Consider the following 26,183-nt stretch of genomic DNA (forward strand, 5'->3'; position numbering starts at 1 on the left):
TTTTTTGAGCAATTATTCCATTAATTAGTAAAAAACAGAATAAATATACCTTATATATACAAGGTATATTTACATGTCATTCTTTAGATGTAGTTATAAATTACATAGATTCCATGAAAATATATTTAGGGGGAATAAAAATGAAAAAAGTAACTAAAGCAATTATCCCAGCAGCTGGCTTAGGGACTCGCTTTTTGCCAGCAACAAAAGCAATGCCGAAAGAAATGCTGCCAATCGTCGATAAGCCTACAATTCAGTACATAGTAGAAGAAGCAATAGCTTCAGGTATAGAAGATATCATCATTGTAACTGGCAAAGGCAAGCGGGCTATTGAAGATCATTTCGACAATAACTTTGAATTGGAAGCAAACCTTCTGGAAAAAGGAAAGCTCGATCTTTTAGAAAAAGTGGCCCAATCATCAAAAGTGGAAATCCATTACATTAGACAGAAAGAAGCAAAAGGCCTTGGCCATGCAGTCTGGAGTGCACGCAAGTTTATTGGGAACGAACCATTTGCCGTTTTGCTTGGAGACGACATTGTTCAAGCTGAAAAGCCTTGCTTAAAACAGTTGATCGAGCAGTATGATGAGACTCAAACTTCTATTATTGGAGTACAGCAAGTTCCAAACGATGAAACAAACCGCTATGGAATTATCGATCCAAGCAAAGCGCAAGGCAGACTTTACCAAGTAAATGAATTTGTCGAAAAGCCGGCTTTAGGAACTGCACCATCAAACTTGGCGATTATGGGCCGCTATATTTTAACTCCAGAGATTTTCGAACTGTTGGAGAAGCAAGAAGTAGGAGCAGGCGGAGAGATTCAATTAACTGATGCCATTCAAAAGTTAAATGAACTTCAAAATGTGTTTGCATATGACTTTGAAGGTAAGCGATACGATGTTGGAGAAAAGCTTGGCTTTATCCGTACAACTATTGAATTTGCCTTAGCTAGTGAAGAGTTAGGGAAAGACGTAGAGAAAATGTTACTTGAAGTATTAAAAGAAAAAACAAGCACATTAACACGCTGAATTTGGAGCTGATAAAGATGAAAATTGCAGTTGTAGGTACAGGCTATGTTGGATTGGTTACTGGAGTCAGCCTTTCAGAAATCGGTCATATTGTTACATGTATCGATATAGATGAAGCAAAAGTTGAGAAAATGAGAACGGGATTTTCTCCTATATATGAGCCAGGACTTAGCGAGTTGATGGCAAAGAATATTGCAGAAAACCGCTTGTTCTTTACAACAGAACACCAAGAAGGATTTAAGGATGCAGATGTTATCTATATAGCTGTTGGAACTCCGGAAAATGCAGACGGTTCCGCTAATCTACGATTTGTAGAGCAAGTGGCTAAAGACATTGCTATGAACATTAGCCAAGATACTGTAGTCGTGACAAAGAGCACCGTGCCTGTTGGAACAAATGACAAAATCAAACAAATAATTCATGAGAATTTAGCTAACAAGGTCAAAGTGGATATTGTCTCAAACCCTGAATTCTTGAAAGAAGGATCTGCTATTCACGATTCCTTCAATGGAGACCGAATCGTTATTGGTTCAGATAGCGATGAAGCTGCAGATATTTTGATTGAAATCAACAAACCATTTGGAGTTCCAGTTTACAAAACAGACATTAAGAGTGCTGAAATGATTAAGTATGCTTCTAATGCATTTTTAGCGACTAAAATCAGTTTCATAAATGAAATCTCAAATATCTGTGAGCTGCTAGATGCTAATGTTGAAGATGTGGCTCTAGGTATGGGCTTAGACCAAAGAATTGGATCTCAATTCTTAAAAGCTGGTATTGGCTACGGCGGGTCCTGCTTCCCTAAAGACACGAAAGCGTTGATCCAAATTGCTGGGAACGTAGATTATGATTTCGAACTCCTAAAAGGTGTAGTCAACGTAAACAAAAAGCAGCAAGGTTTGCTTCTGAAAAAATTAAATGATCGATTTACTTCGTTGCAAGGAAAGAGAATAGCTGTGCTAGGTCTTGCCTTTAAACCGAACACTGATGATATGAGAGAAGCGGCGTCTATCTTGGTTACTGATGAACTTATTAAACAAGGCGCAGAAGTAATCGCATATGATCCAATTGCAATGGACAACGCTAAAACAATTTTGAATAGCAAAGTGCAATATGCCAGCAGTGTGAAACAAGCAATTGAAGAAAGTGATGCAGTATTAATCGTTACAGAGTGGGATGAAATCAAAAATATCGATCTTAATCTTTTTAAAACGATGAAATACCCGCTAGTAATAGACGGCAGAAACTGCTTTGCACTGGATTTTATGAAAGAACAAGGAATTGAATACCATTCTGTTGGGCGACCATCAATAGTAGAAAAAAACGAAATAGTTTATGTATGAGCAGGTTGATATTATGGGGGAAAGCGGTGGAGTAATTGACAGTTTCAAGTACAAATAAAGAGACGATTGAAAGAGACTTACAAAATGTAGCTTTTGAAAAAGTATATGCTAATGACAGCAATGGTTATCTTTTTATGAAACGCCTTATTGATATTCTAGGGTCATTAGCAGGAATCATTCTGTTATCTCCGCTCTTCCTGCTGATTGCTCTATTAATAAAAATAGAAGATCCCAAAGGCTCTGTTTTCTTTAAACAAAAGCGTGCTGGAAAAGATGAACAAACTTTTCCGATGTATAAATTTCGGTCAATGGTTTCGAATGCGGAAGAGTTGAAGGCAACTTTAATGAAACAAAATGAAGCAACTGGACCGGTTTTTAAAATTAAAAGAGATCCAAGAATAACAAAAATTGGTCAATTTATTCGCAAAACGAGTATAGACGAGTTACCTCAATTATTTAATGTACTGAAAGGTGAAATGAGTTTGGTAGGACCAAGACCACCTCTTTTAGACGAAGTTAACCAATATACACGTTACGAACGACAGCGTTTAAGTGTTACTCCTGGATTGACTTGTTATTGGCAAGTGAGTGGCAGAAGTAGTATTGGTTTTGAAGAGTGGGTTGAGTTAGACTTGAAATATATTAATGAAAGAAACTTTTTCATTGATATGAAGTTAATTGTTAAAACTGTATTTGTACTTTTCGGCTCTAAAAATGCATACTAATTAAACTTGGTTTTATTTTAAGGTTTATATTGTAATCAAAATCAAAGATATTATTAGTTTTTTTATCATAAACGTGAAAAAGAGGAGATCAGCAACTCTTTTCTCCTCTTTTATAACTTATTAAAAAGCATTAAAAAGCCTTAGTAGGCTATTCAAAAAAAGTGGGGAGTTTTAATTTGAATATTGGAATATATAGAAACACTTTTTTGCCTCCTTCTGAAACTTTTATATACGATCAACTTATTAATTTAGAAAATAGCAAAGTAAAAGTAATTACTAGAGAATTAAAATATGAAAATTATTTCGATTTTCGAAATTTAGATATTATAACTTTAATAGAAAAGGAAGAATCTCCTTTAATAAAAAAGTTTAAAAAATTAATGTTTACATTATCGACTTCATCAAAAAAAATGGAAAAATCCGTAAAAGAAAATGATATAGAATTAATACATGCACATTTTGGTGTAGATAGTATTTACGCATTAAAGCTAGCGAAAAATAACAATATTCCTCTTATAACTACTTTTCATGGATATGACATTACTAGATTACCAAAATTCACCTTTTTTCCAATATCATACATGATATATTATTTTTACATTAATCAGTTGAAATTGAAGGGAGATCTTTTTATCGCAGTTTCAAATCATATAAAAACTAGATTAGAAAACGCTGGATTTCCAAAAGAAAAAATATTAATACACCATATTGGTATAAATGTTAACGAAATACCTTTTAAAGAAGAAAGACATAATAAAGAAATTACTTTTTTAGCAGTAGGAAGATTAACCGAAAAAAAAGGAACGATTTATTTGATTCGTGCTTTCGAGAAATTATACTACACGCAAAAGAATATTAAGTTGATAATAATTGGAGACGGTCCTCTTAAAGAGGATTTGGTGAATTTTACAGATAATTTAAAGTCAAAAGCTAAAATTGAATTTAGGGGATTATTAAAGCATAGCGATGTAATAAAAGAGATGTTAAATGCAGATATATTTTGTTTTCCAAGTGTTACAGCTACTGACGGAGATCAAGAAGGACTTGGAATGGTTCAATTAGAGGCTGCAGCTACAGGAATGCCTGTTATAGCATTTGATAGTGGAGGAATAAAAGACGGGATAATTGATGGTGTTACTGGTTTTTTAATTGATGAAAAAGATGTTAATACATTTTCTGAAAAAATGAACATCTTAACAACTAATAAAAAATTAAGAGAAGAGATGGGGAGGAAAGGACGAAATAATATAGAAGAAAATTTTGATATTAAGAAACAAACCAGAATTTTAGAAAAGATTTATGAGGAGAATTTAAAAAAATGAATATATGTATGGTATCTAGGTCAACTATATTTCATAAAGGATATGGAGGCATGGAATATGTTGCGGCTGATTTAGCAGAGCAGTTAAGTAAATTAGGGCATAACGTAATATTAATTACTACTTCCTTAAAGCCAAAACAAAAAGAACAAATTCTACTTAAAAAAAATGGGTATTCTATCATTTCAATACCATATACTAAATCCATGGTATATTCAAAATCATGGTGGAAGTTAGTAGTCCCTACTTTTGAAAGGCTGAATGAAGAGGTTGGATTCGATATAGTTTTTAGTATTAGTGCAGCTGCAAATTCTTTAGTTAAGAATAAAAAAAGCTACAACATTCCTTTCGTTTTCCAAGCTCATGGAACTTCTTTGGGAGAAATAAAAACAAAATTGAAACTTAGTTTTATGAAAAGGATAAGTATTATAAAAAATATAAAAGGATTTATTTCCGATAGTTTGGTAATTCCGAATTATGATCTAGTAATTACAATTGGAGAAAAAGTATATAATGATTATTTAAGTTCAAAATTAAAGCTGAATAAAAATATCCTGTTAATTAATAATGCAATAAACACAAAAAAGTTCCAATATAATGACAAAGATAGAAATGATATAAGGAAAGAGCTTAATATTCCATTAGGCTCTGACGTTTACATCTCAACGTCTAGATTGCATTTGGAAAAAGGAGTTAAAGAATCAATAGACATATTTAAAAGAATTTGTGAGAAGTATAACGACTCATATTTTTTAATAATTGGAGATGGTCCTGAAAAACAGAAATTGAAGGCCTATATCAATGAATTGAAGCTCGAAGAAAAGGTTTTATTGATTGGAGAAGTAAAGAGGGATCAATTAAATAAATATTACAGCAGTGCTAACTATATGTTGTTTGCTACGCTAAGACAGGAAGGTTTACCATTATCTTTGTTAGAAGCTTTATCAAGTTCAATCATTTGCTTTGTTTCAGAATTAATATACTTTGACGAAAGATTACCATTTAAAAAAATTAGACCGAGGGATTCGATATATTCTTCAAAAGAAGTAATTAAATATTTACAAGAGAATAATCAAAAGAGGGACCTTGAAAAAGCAAAGGATATAATTTCAACAGAGTTTTCTATGGAAAGATGGGCGGATAGATATTTGGAGGCATTTAAAAGCTTGAAATTCTAAAATTTATAATAATGCTAGGAGAATGAAAATGAAATATGACTTCATATTAATTTCAACTGCTGATTGGGATAATCCTTTTTGGACCAATAAACAACATATTGCAAAAAGGCTTGCAGATAGAGGGCATCGGGTCCTATATGTTGATTCGATCGGTTTAAGACGCCCGGAAGTAAATAAAAAAGATTTAAAAAGAATAACATCTAAACTAAAAAAATATACACAAGGTATCCTGAAAAAGCAAGAAAATCTATGGGTATGGTCACCTGTGGTTATTCCTATACATAGTAATGAGCTTGTTAGAAAATTAAATTTCAAAATTATGGAGCTTAGTCTAAATCGTTTTTCTAATAAGCTAAATTTCGAAAATACCGTTTTGTGGATTTATAATCCATTAACTCAGCCATTAGTAGGTAAACTTAATGAAAAAATTACAGTCTATCATTGTGTTGATGAATTGTCAGCTCAACCTGGCATGCCAGTAAAAACTTTAAAAGAAGAAGAAACATTGTTACTTAAAAAAGTGGATATTGTTTATGCAACTTCTAAAAGTTTGTACGATTCAAAAAAAAATATAAATGCACAAACTTTCTACAGTCCTAATGTCGCTGATTTTTCACATTTTAATAAAGCTTTAAGTAGTAACTTAGAAATACCAGAAGAGCTTAAGTCCATTTCAGGGCCAATCATTGGGTTCATTGGAGCAATTAGCAGTTATAAATTAAATTTCAGTTTAATAGAAAATATTGCAAAAAAAAATCCTGATTATAATTTTGTTTTTATAGGACAAATTGGTGAAGGAGAACCTTCTACAAATATTGATCAACTAAAAGATTTAAAAAATGTTAGATTTTTAGGTGCCAAATCTTACGATAATCTGCCTAGTTACCTAAAAAGATTCGATGTTTGCTTATTACCCAATAATCTCAACGAATATACTAAAAATATGTTTCCCATGAAATTCTTCGAATATCTTGCTGCAGGTAAACCCGTAGTTCTAACTCCGTTAGAAGCATTAAAAGATTATTACAACCTTTGCTATATTGGTGAGGATGCAGAATCTTTTTCTAATGCAATTAAAAGAGCTTTAAATGAAAATGATGACAAAATCATTAATAAAAGAATTCAAGAATCAAAAAAACATGATTGGGAATCTAGAATCGATAAAATGTTAGAAAGTATCGATGATAACATAAACAAAAAAAAGGCCGATAAATAATATGGACAAAAAAAATATAGATATTCTTCAAATTGGAAGAGACATAAGCAACACTGGTGGCGGAACTGTCATACTAGAAACTACTAATGAACTTATATCACAAGGATATAATGTTGAAATTCTAACAGATTCCCTAATCGATGAAAAGTATAAAACAAAAATTATTCCTCTTGGCAATGTTCTTTTAAATTGGGAAGCGAAAAATAAAATATCGAAAACTATCAGACATTTACTTCAAATTGTTACCTTCATGTTTTTTGGAACAATAATAGCTAGGAAATACCAAAAAGAAGGATACGTTGTAGTAAATCATAATATAGAAATTCTAGGTGGAGATCTTTTAGTATTTCACAATGTTTTCCTAGCAGAATGGCTAAAAGATAAAAGGAAAATCCCAGAAAAGTTATATAGATGGATAAACCCTATTTTCACATTAAGAATTATTAGAGAAATCATTGCTGTAAGATTAAAAGGGGTCAAATCAATAATAGCAGTTTCTCCTATTACTTTAGAGGAAGTTGTTAAAATTTCACCCCTAAAAAAGCGGAAATCAGCAATTAATAATGGTGTAAATTTAAAAAAATTTCATAGTATTGATTGCCAATCTACACGCAAAATAAGAGAATCGCACAATTTTCTTGTAGAAGATAAATTATTATTATTTGTTGGTCATGAATATGAGAGAAAAGGTTTAAGTTTTCTCATTGAAGCATTAGTGTATTTGCCGAAAAACTATAAGTTGATCGTAGTAGGAGGTAGAGGAAGTAGCCAACAAAAATATGAAACCCTTGCCCAAAACTTAAAGGTAGAAAAAAGAGTATTCTTTAAAGGAACACAAAAAGAAATTGTTGAATATTTTCAAATGTCAGATGTCTTTATTTTACCTAGTGCATATGAAACTTGGGCTTTAGTTGGTCTAGAGTCATTAGCGTGTGGAACTCCAGTATTAATGACCAATACGGGAGGAATCAAAGAATATTTAATTGAAGGGTATAATGGTTATTTCATCGAACAAAAATCTGAAGATATTGCAGAAAAAATTATATTAATACTTAAAAACGAAGAAAAGTATAGAATTATGAGATTAAATGCAAGATTTTCTACAAAGGATTTTGGATGGGCATCTGTTGCTAAGAAGTATCGAGATGAAATTCTCAATTTTAAAGGTGAAAATATTGATTAAAGCTTTTAGTGCAATTTTTAGCGGAAGTATGCTAGGGAAGTTGTTAGGCTTTGTTAGAGAAATTATATTAGCTAAATTTTATGGAACAGAAGCTCCGGTTGGAGCATATCGCACTGCACAAACTGCTACTTTAATACCCATAAATTTTTTTACTAGTGATACCTTAAATGCTGGATTTATACCTTTATATGTGAGGTATAACAATGAAAATAAAGAGAATGCTAAGATATTTTTATGGTTGATTATAATAGGGTTGCTTCTTTTATCCTTTTTCATTACTTTAAGTTTATTTTGGCTATCGGATTTATGGGTTAAACTATTAGCACCTGGCTTTTCAAGTAATATTTTTGTATTGACTACAGATTTCGTGAAAATTATGGCAATTGGAATACCTTTTTATATTATTGGAACATTATTATCTTATGTTGAGTTAGCTAATAAATCTTATATTTTAACTTCTATAAGATCCTCTATACAAAGTTTAGGCTTAATAGGAGGAACATTATTAGCTTTTTACTTAGAAACTCCTTTTTATTTAGCATGGGGCTTCACAGTAAGTTATATATTCTTTTTTGCACTAGGAGTTATATTAATATATCCAAGAGGTTATCTAGCCTTTCCAAGTTTCAGTAAAAGCAACTTAATTACAGCCAAAAATCAACTGGTTACTTTTTGGCAAGTAATTAAACCTTTATTGCTACTGCCTTTTTTACTTCAAGCCAATATAGCGATTGAAAGAATGGTTTCTTCATTTATGGGGATTGAAGTTGTAGCAGCACAAGAGTATGCAAGATTTATTTCAGATACAGGAGTACTGTTAATTTCAGTGCCAATAGGTTTAATTGGATTATCTGAACTAAGTAATAGAACAAAGAAAGAAGTTGGAGAAATTTTATCTAATATATTTATATTAGTTGGGATAATCACTTTGCCAGTTTCTTGTTTTATCTTTTTATACAGCACAACAATTATAGAAATATTGTATGGTAGAGGGTCATTCGATCGAGATTCAATAGAAATTACAAGCCAAATTCTTAAAGGATTAGCAATTGGTTTTTGGGCACAAATTTTAGCATATATATTTATAAAGGCAATGAGTGCTCAACTTCAAAATAAAAAAATTACTATATATATGGCTATTTCACTTGGTATGGGATCGTTATTTAATATTATATTCTATAAAATATTAGGTCCCCAAACTTTAGGTATAAGTAGTAGTATTTATGGAATACTATTGTTCTTACTAACTATACGAGATACTGGTGTAAATAAAATTATGAAGAAGCGCTTTTATTCTATATTTATAATTAGTTTCGTTTATATTATGATTGTAGTCGTTACCTCAGAATATATTAAGGAAAATATAATCAGTTCCTTATTAATATTTATTATTGTCTGGGGATTTTATCTTTTGATATCGTATTCATGGATTTTCAAAATAAAAGATGATTTAAAAAGTCTACTTAAGTAAATAATGCGAAATACTATATGTGATGAATACTTTTCTATCATTAAAAATTTAATGCAACACTTAAGTTTTATACACTATCCAAAGAATAGAGGGTGAGAATTTTAAAATTTTTGAAAAATAATTTTTATAATTTGAACTTGTTTTGTAAAAAAATAACATTTATTAATATAATAAAAGGAGTATTTTTGTGAAAATAGCAATAGTACATGATTGGTTGGTAACATACGCTGGAGCAGAAAAAGTATTAGAAGAAATAATAAATGTATATCCAGAAGCAGATTTATTTAGTTTAGTGGATTTTGTAAATGAAAAAGACAGAAAATTTCTGAAAGGAAAAAAAGTAAGGACTTCTTTTGTACAGAAATTACCATTTGCTAAAAAGAAGTATAGAAATTATCTTCCGTTTATGCCTTTGGCCATAGAGCAATTTGATTTATCGAAATATGATTTGATAATTTCAAGTTCCCATGCTGTAGCTAAAGGTATTATTACTGGACCAAATCAATTACATATCTCTTATGTACATTCTCCTATTCGATATGCTTGGGACTTACAACATCAGTACTTGAATGAATCTGGGATGGATAAAGGTTTTAAAGGTGTAATCACAAAGTACATTCTACACAAAATTAGAAATTGGGATTACCGTACCTCCAATGGCGTAGATTATTTTATATCAAATTCTGATTTTATTGGAAGACGAATTTGGAAAGTATATCGTCGTAAATCAGAAACTATCTATCCCCCAGTAGATGTGTCTGCTTTTTCATATCATGATGAAAAGAAAGAGTTTTATCTTACCGCTTCTAGAATGGTACCGTATAAAAAAATTGATGCAATTGTTAAAGCTTTTTCTAATATGCCAAACAAAGAACTAGTGGTTATTGGTGACGGTCCAGATTTTCAAAAAATAAAGGCAATAGCAACTTCAAATATAAAGATGCTTGGATATCAACCTAATAATGTTCTTATTGATAATATGCAGCGCGCAAAAGCTTTTATTTTTGCAGCAGAAGAAGATTTCGGAATTTTACCTGTTGAAGCACAGGCTTGTGGTACTCCTGTTATTGCGTATGGAAAAGGAGGATCAAGAGAAACTGTAAGAGGATTAGGAGAGTTTGAAAATCCAACCGGCCTTTTCTTTTACGAGCAGAGTGCAGAAGCTATAGAAGAAGCAGTGAAAAAGTTTGAAGCTTCTAGGTCATTAATTTCTTTTAGTGACTGTAGAAAGTATGCTGAAACTTTTAATACTGAACGATTTAAAAAGCAATTTAAAAACTTTGTAGAAGATCGTATTCAATAGCTTATATAAACATATAAATTATAATTAACAGACTATCATCAAAGAAAAATATTATGACTGATATAATAAATAGTGGTTCTTATTATATTGAAGTACAGTTAAAACTACATATAATTTGATTTTACAAAGAAACTTGTATTGAAGAACTAAATTTCTATTTTAGTTTCTTAGAAATAAAATTAGAATAGCTTAATAGTCTAGAAAAAATACTTAAATAAAAGTTCTAAGTAATTTATAGTTTAGTAGCAAATATATAAAAGTATTGAAATAGGATATATAAATTTAAGTAGGTGTAATCATTGTTCAAAGATGAGTTAGATATTAACAAAAGAATAGTGATAAGTTTTCTGATTTTTTCTTCACTAATGGTAATTATATATGGATCAATATATCCAATAGTATCTCTGGCATATATTGCGGTATTAAGTGTGTCGTTATTCTTTTCCTACGTTATAACAGTCAATAGATTTTCTCTTGAAGAAATTATGATATATATTGTATTCCCCTTTTTACTTATATCTCAGATATATGTTCCTGTACTAGGAACCATTGAAATTACGATAGGATATTTTTACTTATTTTTATTTTTTATTTTAATTTTAGGTAATCACAAGTTTTTTAAATGGATAGGAAATCAAAAGCTACTTAGTTTTTACCTAATCTTTTTGCTGACATTGTTCATTGCTATTATATACTCACCAGACAAATTTAATGGAATACGAACAATTTTATTTTTATCAACTGGTTTATTCAGCTTGCTGTTTGGGTTTTATGTGAAAGAGAAAAACTATAATATAGAAATAATTTTAAAATATTTAATTTTTTTCGGTGTACCCTTAGCTTTTTTCAATATTCTTTTCTTTTTATATCCTGATTTAGAAGCAGCTTACCTTCATTCAAAAATTGCAACAATACTTATAGAACCTGGTGATGTTGAAGGTCTTTACGGTGAAAGAAGAAACAATATAGTAGATCCATTAAAATCAGGTACAGTATTTACTGATACTAATGATGCAGCTATTTTTTTCCAAATGCTTTTTTGGGTATCAATAACTTTATTATTGAAGAATAAAAGAAAAATTAACATAATTTCTGCTTTATTTTTCTTTTTAGCATTTTTAACTACATATTCTAGAGGGGGGTTAGCTGTCTTTGGAATAACTTTTTTGCTTATTATTTTTCTAAATATAAGACTTAAGTCATTATTGCGAATAATATTTATTCTGATATTCTCGTTTGCAACTACATACTTAATAATTTCAAGTGATTTATTCGTTTCTATGCAAGAAAGACTTACTTTAAATGCTCTAATAAATGATCCAAGATTTTTAATCTGGAGGTTTGCTTATATCTCATTTATTGAAAATCCATTTCTTGGACTTGGGTTTGGAGGTTGGGAAGCAACCTTCCCTTTTTTTGCAAACTCTTTTTCAACTTTAAATACGAACTATCCACCACATAATATTTTTATTCAAGTATGGGTGTGGGGGGGGGTACTATCCTTTATTTCTTTTTTAATTCTACTAGGATATTCATTAGTAGTATCTATATTAAAATATCGTAAAAAAGAAGAGCTAGTACTTGTTTCAATTGCTTCGATAAGTATAGTGATTTTTCAAGGATTCGTTCAAAACTTTTTTCTAGTAGATTTTCGGATTTCATGCCTTTTCTTTTTTATAATAGGGTTGTGTTTATATAATAGTGCAGTTATAAAAACAGACAAGTTATAAATAATAATATTCCAAATCATACTTGTAAATAAAATGAAGAGGCATATCAAACTTAATACAAATGAATTTATTAAATACATTAGACATTAAGAATTTTTAAAGAAATATAATAATATATTTTTGAAGACAGGAGTATTAATAATGAAATTTGTTTTACTATCAGGTGGTTCTGGGCAACGTTTATGGCCCTTATCTAACGATTCTCGTTCTAAACAATTTATAAAAGTACTAGATGATGTAAATGGTAAAAAAATCTCAATGGTACAAAGAGTCTGGAAACAATTAGAAAAAAATATTTTAACAAAAGAATGTGTTATAGCTACGAACTACGCCCAAGTCGACGTCATTAAAGCCCAATTGGGTTCAGAAGTACCTATTGTAACAGAGCCAGAAAGAAGAGATACTTTTCCGGCAATTGCTCTTGCGGCTGTGTACCTATATTCCATACAAAAATGTAGTTTAGATGAAGTGGTTGCAATTTTACCCGTAGACCCTTATGTAGAAGACGACTTTTTTAAGAGAATTCAAGATCTAGAAGTTTCTTTAAGAGAATCAGGAGCTGAACTAGCTCTTTTAGGAGTTAAACCTACATATCCATCTGAAAAATATGGTTACATAGTACCTGACAAATCAAACAATAGTAATTATTTAAATGTAAATTATTTCAAGGAGAAACCTAGTGCAGATATAGCTAAAAATTTAATTGAGAATGATGCGTTATGGAACTGCGGAGTATTTGCATTTAAGTTAAAATTCATCATTAATCTTTTGATTGAAAAAGGATTTCCGATTCATTATAGTGCCTTGCTAGAAAGCTATCACCTTCTTCCTAAAAATAGTTTTGATTATGAAATTGTTGAAAAAGCAAAGCAAATTATATCGCTTTCATATAATGGTTACTGGAAAGATTTAGGAACTTGGAATACTTTAACGGATGAGATGAATTCTACCGTCACGGGAAAAGGAATAATCAGTGAAGATGTTGAGAATTCTCATATAATTAATGAACTAGATATACCTATTACTTTATTAGGGTTAAGTAATACGGTAGTTGCAGCAAGTCCGGACGGTATTTTAGTCACTGATAAAGAGGTTAGTCCTAAAGTGAAAGAGTATGTAAGCAAGTTTAACGGTCGCCCAATGTATGAAGAACGTAGGTGGGGGTGGTATCGTGTGTTAGAACATACAAAGTATCCTGAAGGCAATGAAGTCCTGATAAAACGTATTGGTATTAATGCGGGAGAAAACTTAAGTTATCAAATACACTACAAGCGAAGTGAAATTTGGACGATAGTAAAAGGTGAAGGAATATTTGCTTATAATAATCAGTTAAGTCATTTGAGAACTGGAGATGTAGTAAATATTCCTTTAGCTGCAAAACATGCTATAAGAGCGACTACAAATATGGAAATTATTGAAGTACAAACTGGAAGTGAACTAATCGAAGAAGACATTTATCGAGAAGCTTTTAGTTGGGATGAAATAGAAGCCTCTTGTAAAAAAAACAATGAAATTGCTAGGTAATAGAAGCCTCTAGAAGTTTTAAAGTTTAGTAATAAATATAGTAACAGAAAGAATTTTTATAAAAATAATAGGTTGTTTGACTCTTCATTATCTGATATAACTAACGATTCATTTCTTCATAAAATATACTATTTTGGATATAAAAGATAAACTATTGCGGAATAAAAGCAATATCAAAAGAGAATTCAAGGAAATTTAGGAGACTTTATGAACTGGATAATAAATTACGAGAAATGGATTGAATATAAACAGTTAGATGGCCAATTGAAATTATATTTAGAATCTGTTAAACATATTACAAAGCAATTAGAAGATCGCTTCTATAAAAGCTTGGAATTTGGCACAGGTGGAATCCGGGGAGAAATCGGGCCAGGAACGAACCGGATAAACATTTATACCATCCGTAAAGCGGCTGAAGGATTAGCCAAATACATAGATCAAAGCGGAGAAGAAGCAAAAAAACGTGGAGTAGTCATTGCGTATGATTCACGGTTTAAATCTCCAGAATTTGCGCTAGAAGCAGCAGTAGTGCTTGGTTATCATGGCATCAAAACATACTTGTTTGAATCTTTACGCTCCACTCCTGAACTTTCTTTTGCGGTTAGGTACTTGAATGCTTATAGCGGTATTGTAATTACGGCCAGCCATAATCCGCCTGAGTATAACGGATTTAAAGTTTATGGACAGGACGGTGCTCAAATAGCACCAGATGTTGCAGCAGAAATCATCTCTAAAGTAAATAGCATCGAAGACGAACTGACTGTTCCTGTTGCTAAAGCAGAAGGATTACTAGAGGAAGGTCTTCTTCAATTTATTGGGGAGGATGTCGACCAAGCATACTTGCAACGGCTTAAAACAATTACTGTAAATTCTACTATAATTGAAAAAGTGTCAGACGATTTCAAAATTGTATACACGCCTTTGCATGGTACTGGTAATGTTCCTGTAAGAAGAGGCCTGGAAGCTATAGGATTTAAATATGTTCAAGTAGTGGAAGAGCAAGAGCTGCCGGATTCTAATTTTTCAACAGTGGAGTCGCCAAATCCGGAAGAACACGCCGCATTTGAATTAGCAATCCAATATGGCAAAAAACATGATGCGGATATCTTAATGGGAACTGATCCGGATGCAGACCGTGTCGGAGTAGCTGTTAAAAATCTGCAAGGAGAATTTGAAGTTTTAACTGGAAACCAAGTCGGAGCTCTGTTGCTACACTATTTAATAACCGAAAAGAAAAAGAAAAACGAACTTCCTGAAAATGCGACTGTCTTGAAAACAATTGTTACTTCTGAGATAGGTAGGGACATTGCTGGAGCTCATGGCCTTGAAACAATTGATACGCTAACTGGATTTAAATTCATCGGTGAGAAAATTCAAGAGTTTGAAGAAACGGAAGAGCGAAGCTTTTTGTTCGGCTATGAAGAAAGCTATGGTTATTTGATAGGTGATTTTGTGCGGGACAAGGATGCGGTACAATCGTGTTTATTGATTGCTGAAGTTGCAGCTTATTATAAATCGATGAACATGTCTCTGTATGAAGGTTTATTAAACATTTTCGAGACATATGGCTTTTACCAGGAATCACTGGAATCCATGACCTTAAAAGGCAAAGACGGCGCTGAGAAAATTGATGCAATTGTTGCTGATTTCCGCAGCAATCCTCCAGTAGTGTTAGCTGGAGTACGAGTGGTCTCAATTGAAGACTATCAAACGAGCAAAAGGTTATTAGTAGATAGTATGGCAAGCGAAGATATACTTCTGCCAAAATCCAATGTACTGAAGTACAAACTAGAAGATGGTTCTTGGTTCTGTTTACGGCCTTCTGGCACTGAACCAAAGATCAAGTTTTACTTCGGCGTAAAATCAGAAACCATGGCAACTAGCCAAATGAAACTAAAAGAACTAACAAGCGCAGTAATGAACCGTGTAGAGCAAGGAATATTAGTCTAAATTATTAATAGCGGTTGTAAATAAAGCGTTATCTTCTTAGGAAATAGAAGATAACGCTTTTTTGTATTAGAAAATAAGAGATTTCGAAATATTTTGTTTTCTAGGTAATTTGCTTCAAATGCAAGGAATTTAATAAGTAATTGGAACCTTCTTATCCGAATAGCGTTTATAGAAGTAGAAAAGAAGGTAAAATAAGATGAAAAGCAGATACATAAAGAAGAGGTGTTCTTATGTTGATGATCTTATCTATAGTTGTGGTGATGATGTTAATGCTAGTATTTGCATTAACGAATGCAAGCTCCCAAGCGGAAGCAATTAGTGAAAAGCATCGAGAAGAGTTGCGAGCTAGAAAATATAATAAAGGTTCTAAATAGATCGATTAAGCGCCAGCGTTGTTAGAGAAATTCTAACTATTGTTGGCGCTTTTTTCTTTGCCAATATGGATTAAGAAATTGAAGATTCTTGTATTACTTAACAATAAAAGTAAAAAAAACTTAATTTAATGGGATAAAAAGATTAATTAGTGTAGTATAATTAACCTATATTAATAAATGAAATTATTAAAAGGAAGTGCACTAATTGAATCAACCTATCTTTTTATCTCCAGTATTTCAAGAAAGAATATGGGGAGGAACCAAATTACGTACAGAATTCGACTATGAGATTGAATCGGATATTACCGGCGAATGCTGGGCAGTGTCAGCTCACCCAAACGGTCCAAGTGTTGTAAATAGCGGACCATATAAAGGAAAAACGTTAATACAACTTTGGGATGAAAGCCCTGACTTATTCGGAAACGTGAGTGGGGATGTTTTTCCGTTACTGACAAAAATTCTTGATGCCAATACCGATCTATCTGTACAAGTTCATCCAGATGATACATACGCTCAAAATTTTGAAAACGGCGAGTTAGGAAAAACGGAATGCTGGTATATCATAGATTGTGAAGAAGGATCAGAACTAGTTATCGGGCATACCGCCCAAACAAAAGAACAATTCAATGAAGTAATTGAAAAAGGAGAATGGAATGAATTGCTGCGCAGAGTAAAAGTGAAGCCAGGCGATTTCTTCTACGTTCCAAGCGGGACAATTCATGCCATCGGTTCAGGAATCCTTATTCTAGAGACGCAGCAAAGTTCTGATACCACCTATCGCGTATATGACTATGATCGTGTAGATCAAAATGGACAGAAACGGGAACTGCATCTTGAAAAGTCGGTAGCCGTCGCGACTATACCTCACGAAGACTACACCATAGCTCCTGTTACTACAGATATTCCAGGAGCCAAAGTCATTATGTACATACAAGAAGAAAACTTCTCGGTTTACAAATGGGAAATTTCTGAAGCGGCTGCCTTTAAACAAGATGAGCCGTTCTTGATTGGCAGTGTACTAAAAGGAACGGGTGAAATTATCACTAGTGCAGGGAACTATCCAATTGAAAAAGGAACCCATTTTATCTTACCGAATGGTCTTGGAGAATTCGAAATCAAAGGTGAAGTGGAACTGATTGTATCGCATCCATGAGGATATTGAAGCATAAAAGATAAAAGGAGAATACTATGGCAATCTTAGTATGCGGAGGCGCCGGTTATATCGGCAGCCATACAGTAAAAGAGCTGATTGGAAAATATGAAGTGGTTGTCTTGGACAACTTGAGCACGGGTTTTCCTTTTTTGTTGGATGACAATGTAACATTCGTAGAAGGTAATCTTGGGGACGAAAGGGTTCTTGATCAGCTTTTTACGGAACACCAGATTGATGCAGTGTTCCATTTTGCTGCGAACAGCTTGGTAGGGGAATCTGTTGTAAAGCCGCTCATGTATTATCAAAACAATGTAGCGGCAACGGTTACTTTATTGCAGAAGATGGTGGAACACGGTGTAAACAAGTTTATCTTCTCATCCACCGCAGCGACGTACGGAATACCGGATAGAGACTTGATTACGGAAGAAACTGCTACTAATCCTATCAATCCCTATGGTCGTTCAAAGCTAATGATTGAACAGGTATTGGCGGATGCGGCTCATGCTTATGGGGTGAAGTATGTCGTGTTGAGATACTTTAATGCAGCAGGCGCCCATGCATCTGGTGAAATTGGCGAGAGCCATGATCCGGAAACTCACTTGGTTCCGATTGTCCTGCAGCACTTGCTTGGGCAGCGTGACAAAATTTCTGTCTTTGGCACAGATTATGAAACAGCTGATGGCACCTGTGTACGGGATTATATTCATGTTACCGATTTAGCGAATGCACATATACTGGCTTATGAAGGATTAGCCAAGGGAAATTTGGCAAATGAAGTATTTAATCTAGGTAACGGTGCTGGATACTCAGTAAAAGAAATTATTGATGTTTGTGAAAAAGTCTCTGGAAAACAAGCTACCGTTGAGTATGCTGATCGGCGTCCTGGAGACCCCGCTGTGTTAGTAGCTTCTTCTGAAAAGATAAATAAGGTCCTTGGTTGGAAACCTAAATTTAAACTGGAAGAAATTATTGAGAGCGCATGGAAGTGGCATAGTAAGTGAATGGATAAGTGGAAGGCATCATCGATTTGTTAAAGTCGAGGATGCCTTTTAATATTTTAAAGTATTTTGATTCAAAATAGGAAAGCATGGCAGTAATAGTGGGATAGTGAAATGAAGTAACAGGCAATATAGTAAATCTATTTTGTTAAAACTATTTAAGAAAGTTTATAGAATACCGATATACACTGTATTCCTTAAATTTGTATAAAATTAATAAGCTACTTTTATTAAAAGCTAAGGAATGCATGAATATAAGGAAATGAAAATCGGGGGAAGAAAAATGAAAAAGGTATTAATGGTGTTCTTTTTTACCATCATGTTTATTGTTCTTATTCAAGGAAATCAATTAGTTAAAGCAAATACAGGAACAGAAGTTCAAGGAATTGTAAAAACGGGTACTACGTGGTCTGAGGAAGGTTCAACGCATGGTGTTCCACCGGAAATTCCTTATGTAGAAGAGATAACAGATAAAACGACAAAAATTTTTATAGTAGCGGAACCAGGTTCACAAATTTTAATAACAAGTAATAATAGAGGTGGCTATAGAGAAATTGGAAGAGGAATCGCTAATTATCTAGGTGAGTTTTCAATTTCGATATCAAGACAAAAACCTGGTACAAAAATTTTAGTGACAGCTAGCAATAATGCTGGATATACGAGCGAAGCGAAAGAAATGGTAGTTATAGATACAACTGCCCCAGAGATGCCAATAATTGATCCTATTTATGAAATAACAAATACGATTACCGGGAGAACTGAATCAGATTCTAAAGTATATGCTTTTATTAAAAATGAAAAAGTCGGCGAAGCAATTGGAATAGAAAATCTATTTTCTATTTCAATTGATAAACAACTGGTAGGAACATCTATTACTCTCTATGCTGTTGACGCTGCAGGCAACAAAAGTGCTTCTAAAACAGTGAAAGTAATGGACAGAAAAGCATCGCTAAAGCCAACCATAAATCCAGTTTATGAGAACTCTAAATATATTGCAGGCAAAGCTGAAACACATTCAATAGTCTATGCTTATGAACGTGATAAATACATTGGAGAAACAATAGTTGCTAATGGAATTTATAGTATTGCGATAAATGGTCATCAAATAGGAAGTGAAATAACCTTATATGCAGTTGATTCAACTGGGACTGAGAGCTATAAAGCAACAGCAAAGGTACAAGACAGAAAAGCATCGCTAGTCCCTACCATAAATATTATTTATGATACCTCTAAGTATATTACTGGCAAAGCTGAAACAAATTCAAAAGTCTATGCTTATGAAGGCGAAATATATATTGGGGAAGCAAAAGTTGATAAGGGAAGTTATAGCATTGCAATAAATGGTCAGCGAGTGGGGAGTGAAATAACCCTATATGCAGTTGATATAGCGGGAACTAAGAGCTATACAACAACAGCAAAAGTAATCGATCGAAAAGCAACGTTAGCGCCCACTGTAAATCCAATTTATGATAATACGTATTATATTACAGGTAAAGCTGAAATAAATTCGACAATATATGCATATGTAGGGAAAAGCCTTCTCACTACAGAAAAAGTTGTTAAAGGCGTGTATAGTTTTGCAATGAATGATTATGAACCTGCTGGAAGTATAATAACTGTATATGCAATTGATACAGAGGGAAATAAGAGTAACATCACAACCGTTATAGTGGCTGACAAAACAGCTCCGAGAGTTCCAACAATTAATGCAGTTGGCGATAATGCAACTGCATTAACCGGGAAAGTGGAATCAGGAGCTAAAGTCTATGCGTATGTAGGTAGCAAAAAAGTAGGTGAAACCACAGCTGCAAAAGGAACTTATTCGATTAAAATTGCAAAACAAAAAAATGGTACCTCGATTTCTATCTATGCAGTAGATGCAGCGGGAAATAAGAGCGCCAGCAAAACCATCAAGGTAATTGACAAAACAGCTCCCTCTGTACCGAGTGTTAATACTGTAAGTGATAAGTCGACTACAATTAGTGGGAAAGCGGAGTCAGGTGCGAAAGTCTATGCATACGTAGGCAAGAAGAAATTGGGCGAAGTTACTGCTAAGAGCGGGTCTTACTCACTGAAGATCGCCAAACAAAAGGCGGGAACAAGTATTAGCGTTTATGCGATTGATCCTGCTAAAAACAAAAGCGGCAGTAAAACGGTTAAAGTAATCGACAAAACAGCACCAGCAGCTCCGAGTGTCAACAAAGTCACCAGCAAATCAACTACTATTACTGGAAAAGGCGAGAAAGCTGCTACTGTTTTAATCTACAATGGCAGTAAGAAAATCGGCCAAGGAACAGTGGACAGCAAAGGCAGTTTCAAAGTGAAGATCAAAGCACAGAAAAAAGGATCTTCCTTGAAAGTATGTATCCAGGACAAGGCTGGCAATAAGAGTGGGAGTAAAACTTTGAAAGTAAATTAAGCAAAAAACAATCTCCTGAAATTTAATTAATTTCAGGAGATTGTTTTATTTTGAAAAAAATTAAGAATGCCGATTTGGAAGAGCTTGAAGCTTTATCGCACTAAAATATTGAAAAAGTTTCTGATAAACGTAATTTTAAATAGTGTCTTTTCAGTAGTTTGTTGCTGAATAAGGTGGTGAAAATCTTTACAGAAACGATGAAAGATCGGAAGATATGAAGTCAATGACATATCCCCCGATTTTTCTCTTTTCTTATTTAAGCAATCACTGTTATTGCGTTTTCTCGATGTGTGATCCTAGAAATACTTGTACATTAGTTGCTCCGCCTGATACATTTTCAAATGAAGATGGACCTACTGGTACTCCCCAGAAGCGAACCGTATCTTCTTCTAAGATTTCCCCAGTTCCTTTATACATAAATACTTGGTAAGATTGCATATTATTATCCAGTACGTGGGTTAATGAAATGGTCTCACTTACTTCTGCAGGAGCTTCTTCAACAGAAACTACTGTACCTTGGAAAGTGGCTATGTTTTGGAAGTAAGGTTGTGCATTTTTGTTTAAGTGTTTTGCTGTAATAGATGAGTCTGCCATTTCTTTTGCCTTTGCGATGTCTGCTTCATTTAGAGCAGGGAAAAGCGAATGATTTTTCACAATGAAATCATAAGACTCATCAGATAATGTGAGGCTATCTTCATTAATAAGAGCTATGTCATTTACAAATGAATTCGCATACTTTGCATTTTCTTCATTTTCTTTTGCTTTTGCAGCCTCTACTTCAGCTTGTTTCTCTGCTTCTTCTTGATTCGCTTGCTGTTCGTCGGAACTCTCTGTTTCCTCAGCCTTCACCTCAGTTGAAGCTTCTTCCACAGGTGTATTAGAGCTATTATCGTTACTAAAGAAAATTAGAATAATAACGGCTGCAACAAAAACTCCTCCGCTAATTTTAAACCATTTTTTTGCAGTTCCAGTCTTTCTTATAACGGCTACAATACCAATTATTAATAAAATTGGAACTGCAAATAAACCTAATCCAGCTAAAACAGTCATGATATTTTCTCCTTTTAATTTATTGATTGAAAGACAGAACTAAGGTTAAATATAACAATTTTTGTATTCAGAAATACCTATAAATAGTCAATTTATTAGTCTTGTTTTCCTGTTTATATTGTACTACTTCCTGTATAAAAATAACATATAAAGTTTCGTTTTCAATCATCAATTTAAAATTAATAAAAAAGCTTCCTACTCTATATCAGTTTGAGAAGATTATTGCTCAAAATTGGTTTATGCCATTGATCCAGTCAAAAACAAAAGTGGCAGTAAAACCGTGAAAGTCGTCGACAAGACAGCACCTTCTGTTCCGACGGTCAACAAAATAAACAGCAAAACGACTACTGCTTCCGGAAAAGGGGAAAAAGCTGCCACGGTGCTGATCTATAACGGTAGCAAGAAAATCGGCCAAGGAACTGTCGATAGCAAAGGGCATTATAACGTGAAGATCAAAGCACAGAAAAAAGGCTCTTCCTTGAAAATGTATGCAAAAGACAAAGCGGGCAATAAGAGCAGAATTAAAACAGTGAAAGTAAATTGATTTTGGATATTCATTAAGACATCTTTCTTTCTGTTAATAATAATCTAATATGTTGGCTTTGCTCGAATATAGGTAAATCCCTAGGAAGAAATAAGCTGATATTTTCTTTATTAAAAGAGAAATCGATTTTTTTCTCTCATAACAATGTAAAATGCCACCTATGAAATCATTGGATTTCATAGGTGACATGTATATAATTTTTCGACTTAAAAAGAAGTGAAAACTCATCTTAATAAGCAGTACCTAACTCAAAGGCAATATCTCGTACTCGGTCGTAAGCATAAACTATACGGGTGACGGGATCGACTTGATAAAACCCGTAAGTTTGAGTTCCGCCTTCATACTCATCATATACTTCAATATGATAACGAGAACCGGTTAGGACTGTTTCAATGTAATCATGAAAATCATGAGATTCTATAGTTCGCGCGAGTGCCTCAGGGTCTTTACTGGAATCTGAAAGAGTTAAAGCCGCATATTCTGCCTCTGCAGGGGATAACAAGGAGTCACGTGAATCTATTTTCCAAAGTCCGTCTTCAATAACTAGCGTGTATAAGTAAAGGGCGGAAGAGCCATATAAATCCGCTTCATAGTAAATCTTAACTTTCTCCGCAGTAGCATCCACCAAGAAGTTTTCTTTAGGGATTTCAGAAAGAGGGAAGGCATAGAGTGTCTCATACATTACAGATGGATCTTCATAAACGTCATGCAAAGGATAATCTTTCGTGTAATAATCCTGTACTGTAGAGGCAATAGTCTCAAATGGTTTATTAAAAGAAAAACCTTCGGCATTTTCGGTGAACGCTTCGCTGAAAGATTTTGTAGCAGTGGCTTCAGCTTGATAGATCAATTCCAGTGCTTCGCTTTCGGTTAATTCTTTTACTGTATTTTTCGCCACGTTCCATTCGTCAGATGTTAATGTGCTTTCCACAATTTCAAAGTCGAGCAAGTTTTCAATAGAAATTTCATAAAGATTATTTTTACGGGTTAGCTTGACTTGGCTCTTCTCCAATCCCAGTATCGCTGCTTCACTATCATTGGTTGCTTTTGTGATACTGCCTTCTATTGAATTAGCAGTAACATTTGCAATTTCTACTATAAAAGTCTGTTCTTGCATTTTGTAACCTGCTGGAGAAAGATATTTAAATTCAATTGTGTTTTCATTAACATCAGTAAAGTAAAGATAAGATTCCTCTTCAGAGCTTGTCCATATTTTTCCTTCAAGAGAGGTTAAATCCACTTCAATTACTTGTTCCTCGAGCTGTTCCTCTGCTCTAACTTTTCCAGCAACATTACCATCATTTTTCCCGCCAGCACATCCAGAGAGGATGAGGGAAAATGTAAGAACTATGAGCGTTTTTTTTAACAAGAGAGTCACGACCTTTATTTATGTAATATTCATTTCTTTGGAGAAGCTAATTGATTTGATACTTATACATTAATCAGAGACTAGCTTAAAGATAAGAGAAATTTGCCTTTCTGCCTACTGGAAATTGTATATAAAGACCAAATATAAATGACTTAACTAAGTATATAATACCATTAAAATGTATTTTATAAGAAAAATATTTTTCATCTCACTTGATTGAAAATTTACTAGAAAAATTTCATTTTATTGGATTGTTGAGTAATGGCTTCTTGCTGCTTCAAGAGTAATAACAATATTGTCCGAATTTTCTTTTCAAATATGCAATATATTATGGTAGAGTAAGGAAATACTAAACCAAGAAGGTGATCCATATGGCTAGAAACCACATCGAAGAATTGGAAAAAGCAATGTCGTCGAAAGTATCTATCGAAGAGATCATGGTGGCGAATCAGGCGCTCAAAGACGTAGTGACCAAAACGCCTTTGCAGCGAAATGAACTTCTTTCTGCCAGGTATGGCTGCAACGTCTTTTTGAAACGGGAAGATTTGCAAGTGGTGCGTTCATTCAAGCTGCGCGGGGCTTATAACTTCATCCGCAGCCTGCCGGTAGAAGAACGGAACAAAGGAGTCGTTTGTGCAAGTGCCGGCAACCATGCCCAAGGCGTTGCGTATTCCTGTTTTGCGCTAGGGATTGAAGGAAAAATCTTCATGCCGCTGACAACCCCGAGCCAAAAAGTCTCCCAAGTAAAACGCTTTGGCGGCGATCGTGTATCGGTCGTCCTTACAGGAGACACGTTTGACGATGCCTATACAGCGGCAGTGGAATCTGGTGCAGCCGAAGGAAAGGTGTTTGTCCATCCGTTTGACAACAACCTGGTTATAGCCGGCCAAGGCACCGTGGCAGTGGAAATCTTGAACGACATGCAGGAGCCGGTCGACTATGCGTTTTGTGCTATCGGCGGCGGCGGATTGGCGTCAGGCATCGGAACGTATTTGAAAGGAATCAGCCCGTCCACGAAACTGATTGGGGTTGAGCCTGCGGGAGCTGCCAGTATGAAGGCATCGCTTGACAATGGCAAAGTGACCCGTCTCGATTCGATTGATACATTTGTCGACGGCGCAGCTGTTAAACAGGTCGGCGAGTTGCCGGTGGCCATCTGCAGCGGCGTTTTGGATGCTATCGCCCTTGTACCCGAAGGCAAAGTCTGCACGACCATTCTGCAGCTGTACAACGAAAATGCGATTGTAGTGGAACCGGCGGGTGCTTTGTCGGTGGCGGCGCTGGATTTCTATCAGGAAGAAATCAAAGGGAAAAATGTGGTATGTGTCATCAGCGGAGGCAACAACGATATTGAGCGGATGCAAGAGATTAAAGAAAAATCGCTTATTTATGAAGGGCTGAAGCATTATTTCATCGTCACGTTCCCGCAGCGTGCCGGCGCACTGCGCAAGTTCATGGACCAAGTTTTGGGAGAGCAGGACGACATCACGCATTTCCAATACACAAAACGGACCAACCGCGAAGCAGGTCCCGTCATCGTAGGCATTGAACTGAAGTGCCGGGAAGACTACGGGCCGCTTGTGAAACGGATGGACGAAAATGGATTTCCCTATAAGGAGATCAACAATGACCCGACGTTGTTTAACTTGCTGATTTGACGAGGGAATCTTCTTCTGAGAAGATCCATAAGGCGCTTGGGTGGAACCGGAGTATGAGTTGGGCGCGATTATTGGGAGTGCTTGGGCGTGGCATTCTAAATAAGTAGACAAATTAAAGTGTGAACTAATGATTTTCGATGAAATTGAAAAAAGCATCCGCTTTCCTATAACTTCTAGGAACAGCGAATGCTTTTTTGCATTGTAAAAACATGGCCACTCTTATATTTCAATCACTCGATTGCCTTCAATCGCATTTGTTAATTGGTCCAAATTAGCAAAAGGACTAGTGGAAACAATTTTACTCAGTCCCTGCATTCCTGTACTAATTAATTCCTTGTCGTTTTCTTTAAGCCCTTTGTCAATAATCTCAAAAGATTTATTGATTCCGGCCTTTCTTTCATCAAAAAGTTGTTCGAAGATATAGCGGTAAAGATCATATTTTTTCTCAATCTCTGTTAAGAGAATTTCTTTTTGGGCTTGGATTTTTGCGAGTTCACGTTCAGTAACTTTGTGTTCTACATAAGCATCCGTTAGTTTAGAAAATATATCTACTACATCAGCGTTCGGGAGTACATGAGAAACTTCATTTAGCCTCTTTAAGGCTTGAGCAGAATTCTTTTTTGATGAACCCTTGGATAATTCAAACAT

At 34.1% G+C, this 26,183-nt stretch carries 21 protein-coding genes; 18 read left to right on the forward strand and 3 right to left on the reverse strand.

All coding sequences use genetic code 11. The features are described 5' to 3' along the window. The first annotated feature begins 140 nt into the window (after positions 1-140). The 16 genes from galU (at position 141) to FQV28_RS11345 (ending at position 20,914) form a co-directional block, all read left to right on the forward strand. Positions 141-1,028 carry a UTP--glucose-1-phosphate uridylyltransferase GalU gene (gene galU, locus FQV28_RS11275; RefSeq protein WP_146496558.1) on the forward strand — a complete coding sequence of 296 codons (888 nt, stop codon included), beginning with the start codon at positions 141-143 and terminating at the stop codon, positions 1,026-1,028. A 17-nt stretch (positions 1,029-1,045) separates the two neighbouring features. Next, the gene (locus FQV28_RS11280) at positions 1,046-2,371 is read left to right on the forward strand and encodes a UDP-glucose dehydrogenase family protein (protein WP_146496560.1); all 1,326 of its coding nucleotides are present in this window, start codon (positions 1,046-1,048) and stop codon (positions 2,369-2,371) included. A 35-nt stretch (positions 2,372-2,406) separates the two neighbouring features. Further along, on the forward strand, positions 2,407-3,096 hold the full coding sequence (locus FQV28_RS11285; RefSeq protein ID WP_304608784.1) for a sugar transferase: 690 nt from the start codon (positions 2,407-2,409) through the stop codon (positions 3,094-3,096). A gap of 176 nt (positions 3,097-3,272) precedes the next feature. After that, positions 3,273-4,418, forward strand: coding sequence for a glycosyltransferase (locus FQV28_RS11290; RefSeq protein ID WP_186763849.1), 1,146 nt, complete (start codon positions 3,273-3,275; stop codon positions 4,416-4,418). A 50-nt stretch (positions 4,419-4,468) separates the two neighbouring features. Further along, entirely contained in the window at positions 4,469-5,593 is a 1,125-nt protein-coding gene (locus FQV28_RS11295; protein WP_186763850.1) for a glycosyltransferase, read from the forward strand. Positions 5,594-5,621: 28 nt separating this feature from the next. Beyond that, positions 5,622-6,809, forward strand: coding sequence for a glycosyltransferase (locus tag FQV28_RS11300; protein WP_222433269.1), 1,188 nt, complete (start codon positions 5,622-5,624; stop codon positions 6,807-6,809). A gap of 1 nt (position 6,810) precedes the next feature. Beyond that, positions 6,811-7,992 carry a glycosyltransferase family 4 protein gene (locus tag FQV28_RS11305; RefSeq protein ID WP_146496567.1) on the forward strand — a complete coding sequence of 394 codons (1,182 nt, stop codon included), beginning with the start codon at positions 6,811-6,813 and terminating at the stop codon, positions 7,990-7,992. Further along, positions 7,955-9,463: a murein biosynthesis integral membrane protein MurJ gene (gene murJ / locus FQV28_RS11310; RefSeq protein WP_186763851.1), complete on the forward strand. Its 1,509-nt coding sequence runs from the start codon at positions 7,955-7,957 to the stop codon at positions 9,461-9,463. Before FQV28_RS11305 ends, murJ begins: the two co-directional genes overlap by 38 nt. Positions 9,464-9,650: 187 nt before the next feature. After that, positions 9,651-10,766 carry a glycosyltransferase family 4 protein gene (locus tag FQV28_RS11315; RefSeq protein WP_146496572.1) on the forward strand — a complete coding sequence of 372 codons (1,116 nt, stop codon included), beginning with the start codon at positions 9,651-9,653 and terminating at the stop codon, positions 10,764-10,766. Positions 10,767-11,065: 299 nt separating this feature from the next. Continuing rightward, positions 11,066-12,496 (forward strand): O-antigen ligase family protein, encoded by a 1,431-nt coding sequence (locus FQV28_RS11320; RefSeq protein ID WP_146496574.1) that lies wholly within the window; start codon positions 11,066-11,068, stop codon positions 12,494-12,496. A 141-nt stretch (positions 12,497-12,637) separates the two neighbouring features. After that, the gene (locus tag FQV28_RS11325) at positions 12,638-14,020 is read left to right on the forward strand and encodes a sugar phosphate nucleotidyltransferase (protein ID WP_146496576.1); all 1,383 of its coding nucleotides are present in this window, start codon (positions 12,638-12,640) and stop codon (positions 14,018-14,020) included. Between the two features lie 207 nt (positions 14,021-14,227). After that, entirely contained in the window at positions 14,228-15,970 is a 1,743-nt protein-coding gene (locus tag FQV28_RS11330) for a phospho-sugar mutase (RefSeq protein ID WP_146496578.1), read from the forward strand. Positions 15,971-16,200: 230 nt separating this feature from the next. Continuing rightward, a complete protein-coding gene (locus FQV28_RS19235) occupies positions 16,201-16,344 on the forward strand; it encodes a hypothetical protein (protein ID WP_186763852.1) in 144 nt (47 codons plus the stop codon). Positions 16,345-16,549: 205 nt separating this feature from the next. Further along, positions 16,550-17,497: a mannose-6-phosphate isomerase, class I gene (gene manA, locus FQV28_RS11335; protein ID WP_146496580.1), complete on the forward strand. Its 948-nt coding sequence runs from the start codon at positions 16,550-16,552 to the stop codon at positions 17,495-17,497. Positions 17,498-17,532: 35 nt separating this feature from the next. Continuing rightward, on the forward strand, positions 17,533-18,498 hold the full coding sequence (gene galE, locus FQV28_RS11340) for a UDP-glucose 4-epimerase GalE (protein ID WP_146496582.1): 966 nt from the start codon (positions 17,533-17,535) through the stop codon (positions 18,496-18,498). A 280-nt stretch (positions 18,499-18,778) separates the two neighbouring features. Next, complete coding sequence (locus tag FQV28_RS11345) at positions 18,779-20,914, forward strand: Ig-like domain-containing protein (RefSeq protein WP_186763853.1); 2,136 nt, start codon at positions 18,779-18,781, stop codon at positions 20,912-20,914. Between the two features lie 270 nt (positions 20,915-21,184). On the opposite strand, the gene FQV28_RS11350 is transcribed toward FQV28_RS11345, so the two are convergent. Beyond that, positions 21,185-21,964, reverse strand: a complete 780-nt coding sequence (locus FQV28_RS11350) for a hypothetical protein (RefSeq protein ID WP_146496586.1) — start codon at positions 21,962-21,964, stop codon at positions 21,185-21,187. A gap of 280 nt (positions 21,965-22,244) precedes the next feature. Here FQV28_RS11350 and FQV28_RS11355 point away from each other — a divergent pair, with 280 nt between their 5' ends. After that, positions 22,245-22,508, forward strand: coding sequence for an Ig-like domain-containing protein (locus FQV28_RS11355; protein ID WP_255472906.1), 264 nt, complete (start codon positions 22,245-22,247; stop codon positions 22,506-22,508). A gap of 229 nt (positions 22,509-22,737) precedes the next feature. On the opposite strand, the gene FQV28_RS11360 is transcribed toward FQV28_RS11355, so the two are convergent. After that, a complete protein-coding gene (locus FQV28_RS11360) occupies positions 22,738-23,877 on the reverse strand; it encodes a hypothetical protein (protein WP_146496590.1) in 1,140 nt (379 codons plus the stop codon). Between the two features lie 371 nt (positions 23,878-24,248). On the opposite strand from FQV28_RS11360, the gene ilvA reads away from it, so the two are divergent. Beyond that, positions 24,249-25,535, forward strand: a complete 1,287-nt coding sequence (gene ilvA, locus FQV28_RS11365) for a threonine ammonia-lyase IlvA (RefSeq protein ID WP_146496592.1) — start codon at positions 24,249-24,251, stop codon at positions 25,533-25,535. 219 nt (positions 25,536-25,754) lie between these two features. On the opposite strand, the gene FQV28_RS11370 is transcribed toward ilvA, so the two are convergent. After that, a complete protein-coding gene (locus FQV28_RS11370) occupies positions 25,755-26,183 on the reverse strand; it encodes a hypothetical protein (protein ID WP_146496594.1) in 429 nt (142 codons plus the stop codon).

Origin of the sequence: Planomicrobium sp. CPCC 101079 (genome assembly GCF_007859275.1) — a bacterium.
GTDB lineage: Bacteria > Bacillota > Bacilli > Bacillales_A > Planococcaceae > Planococcus.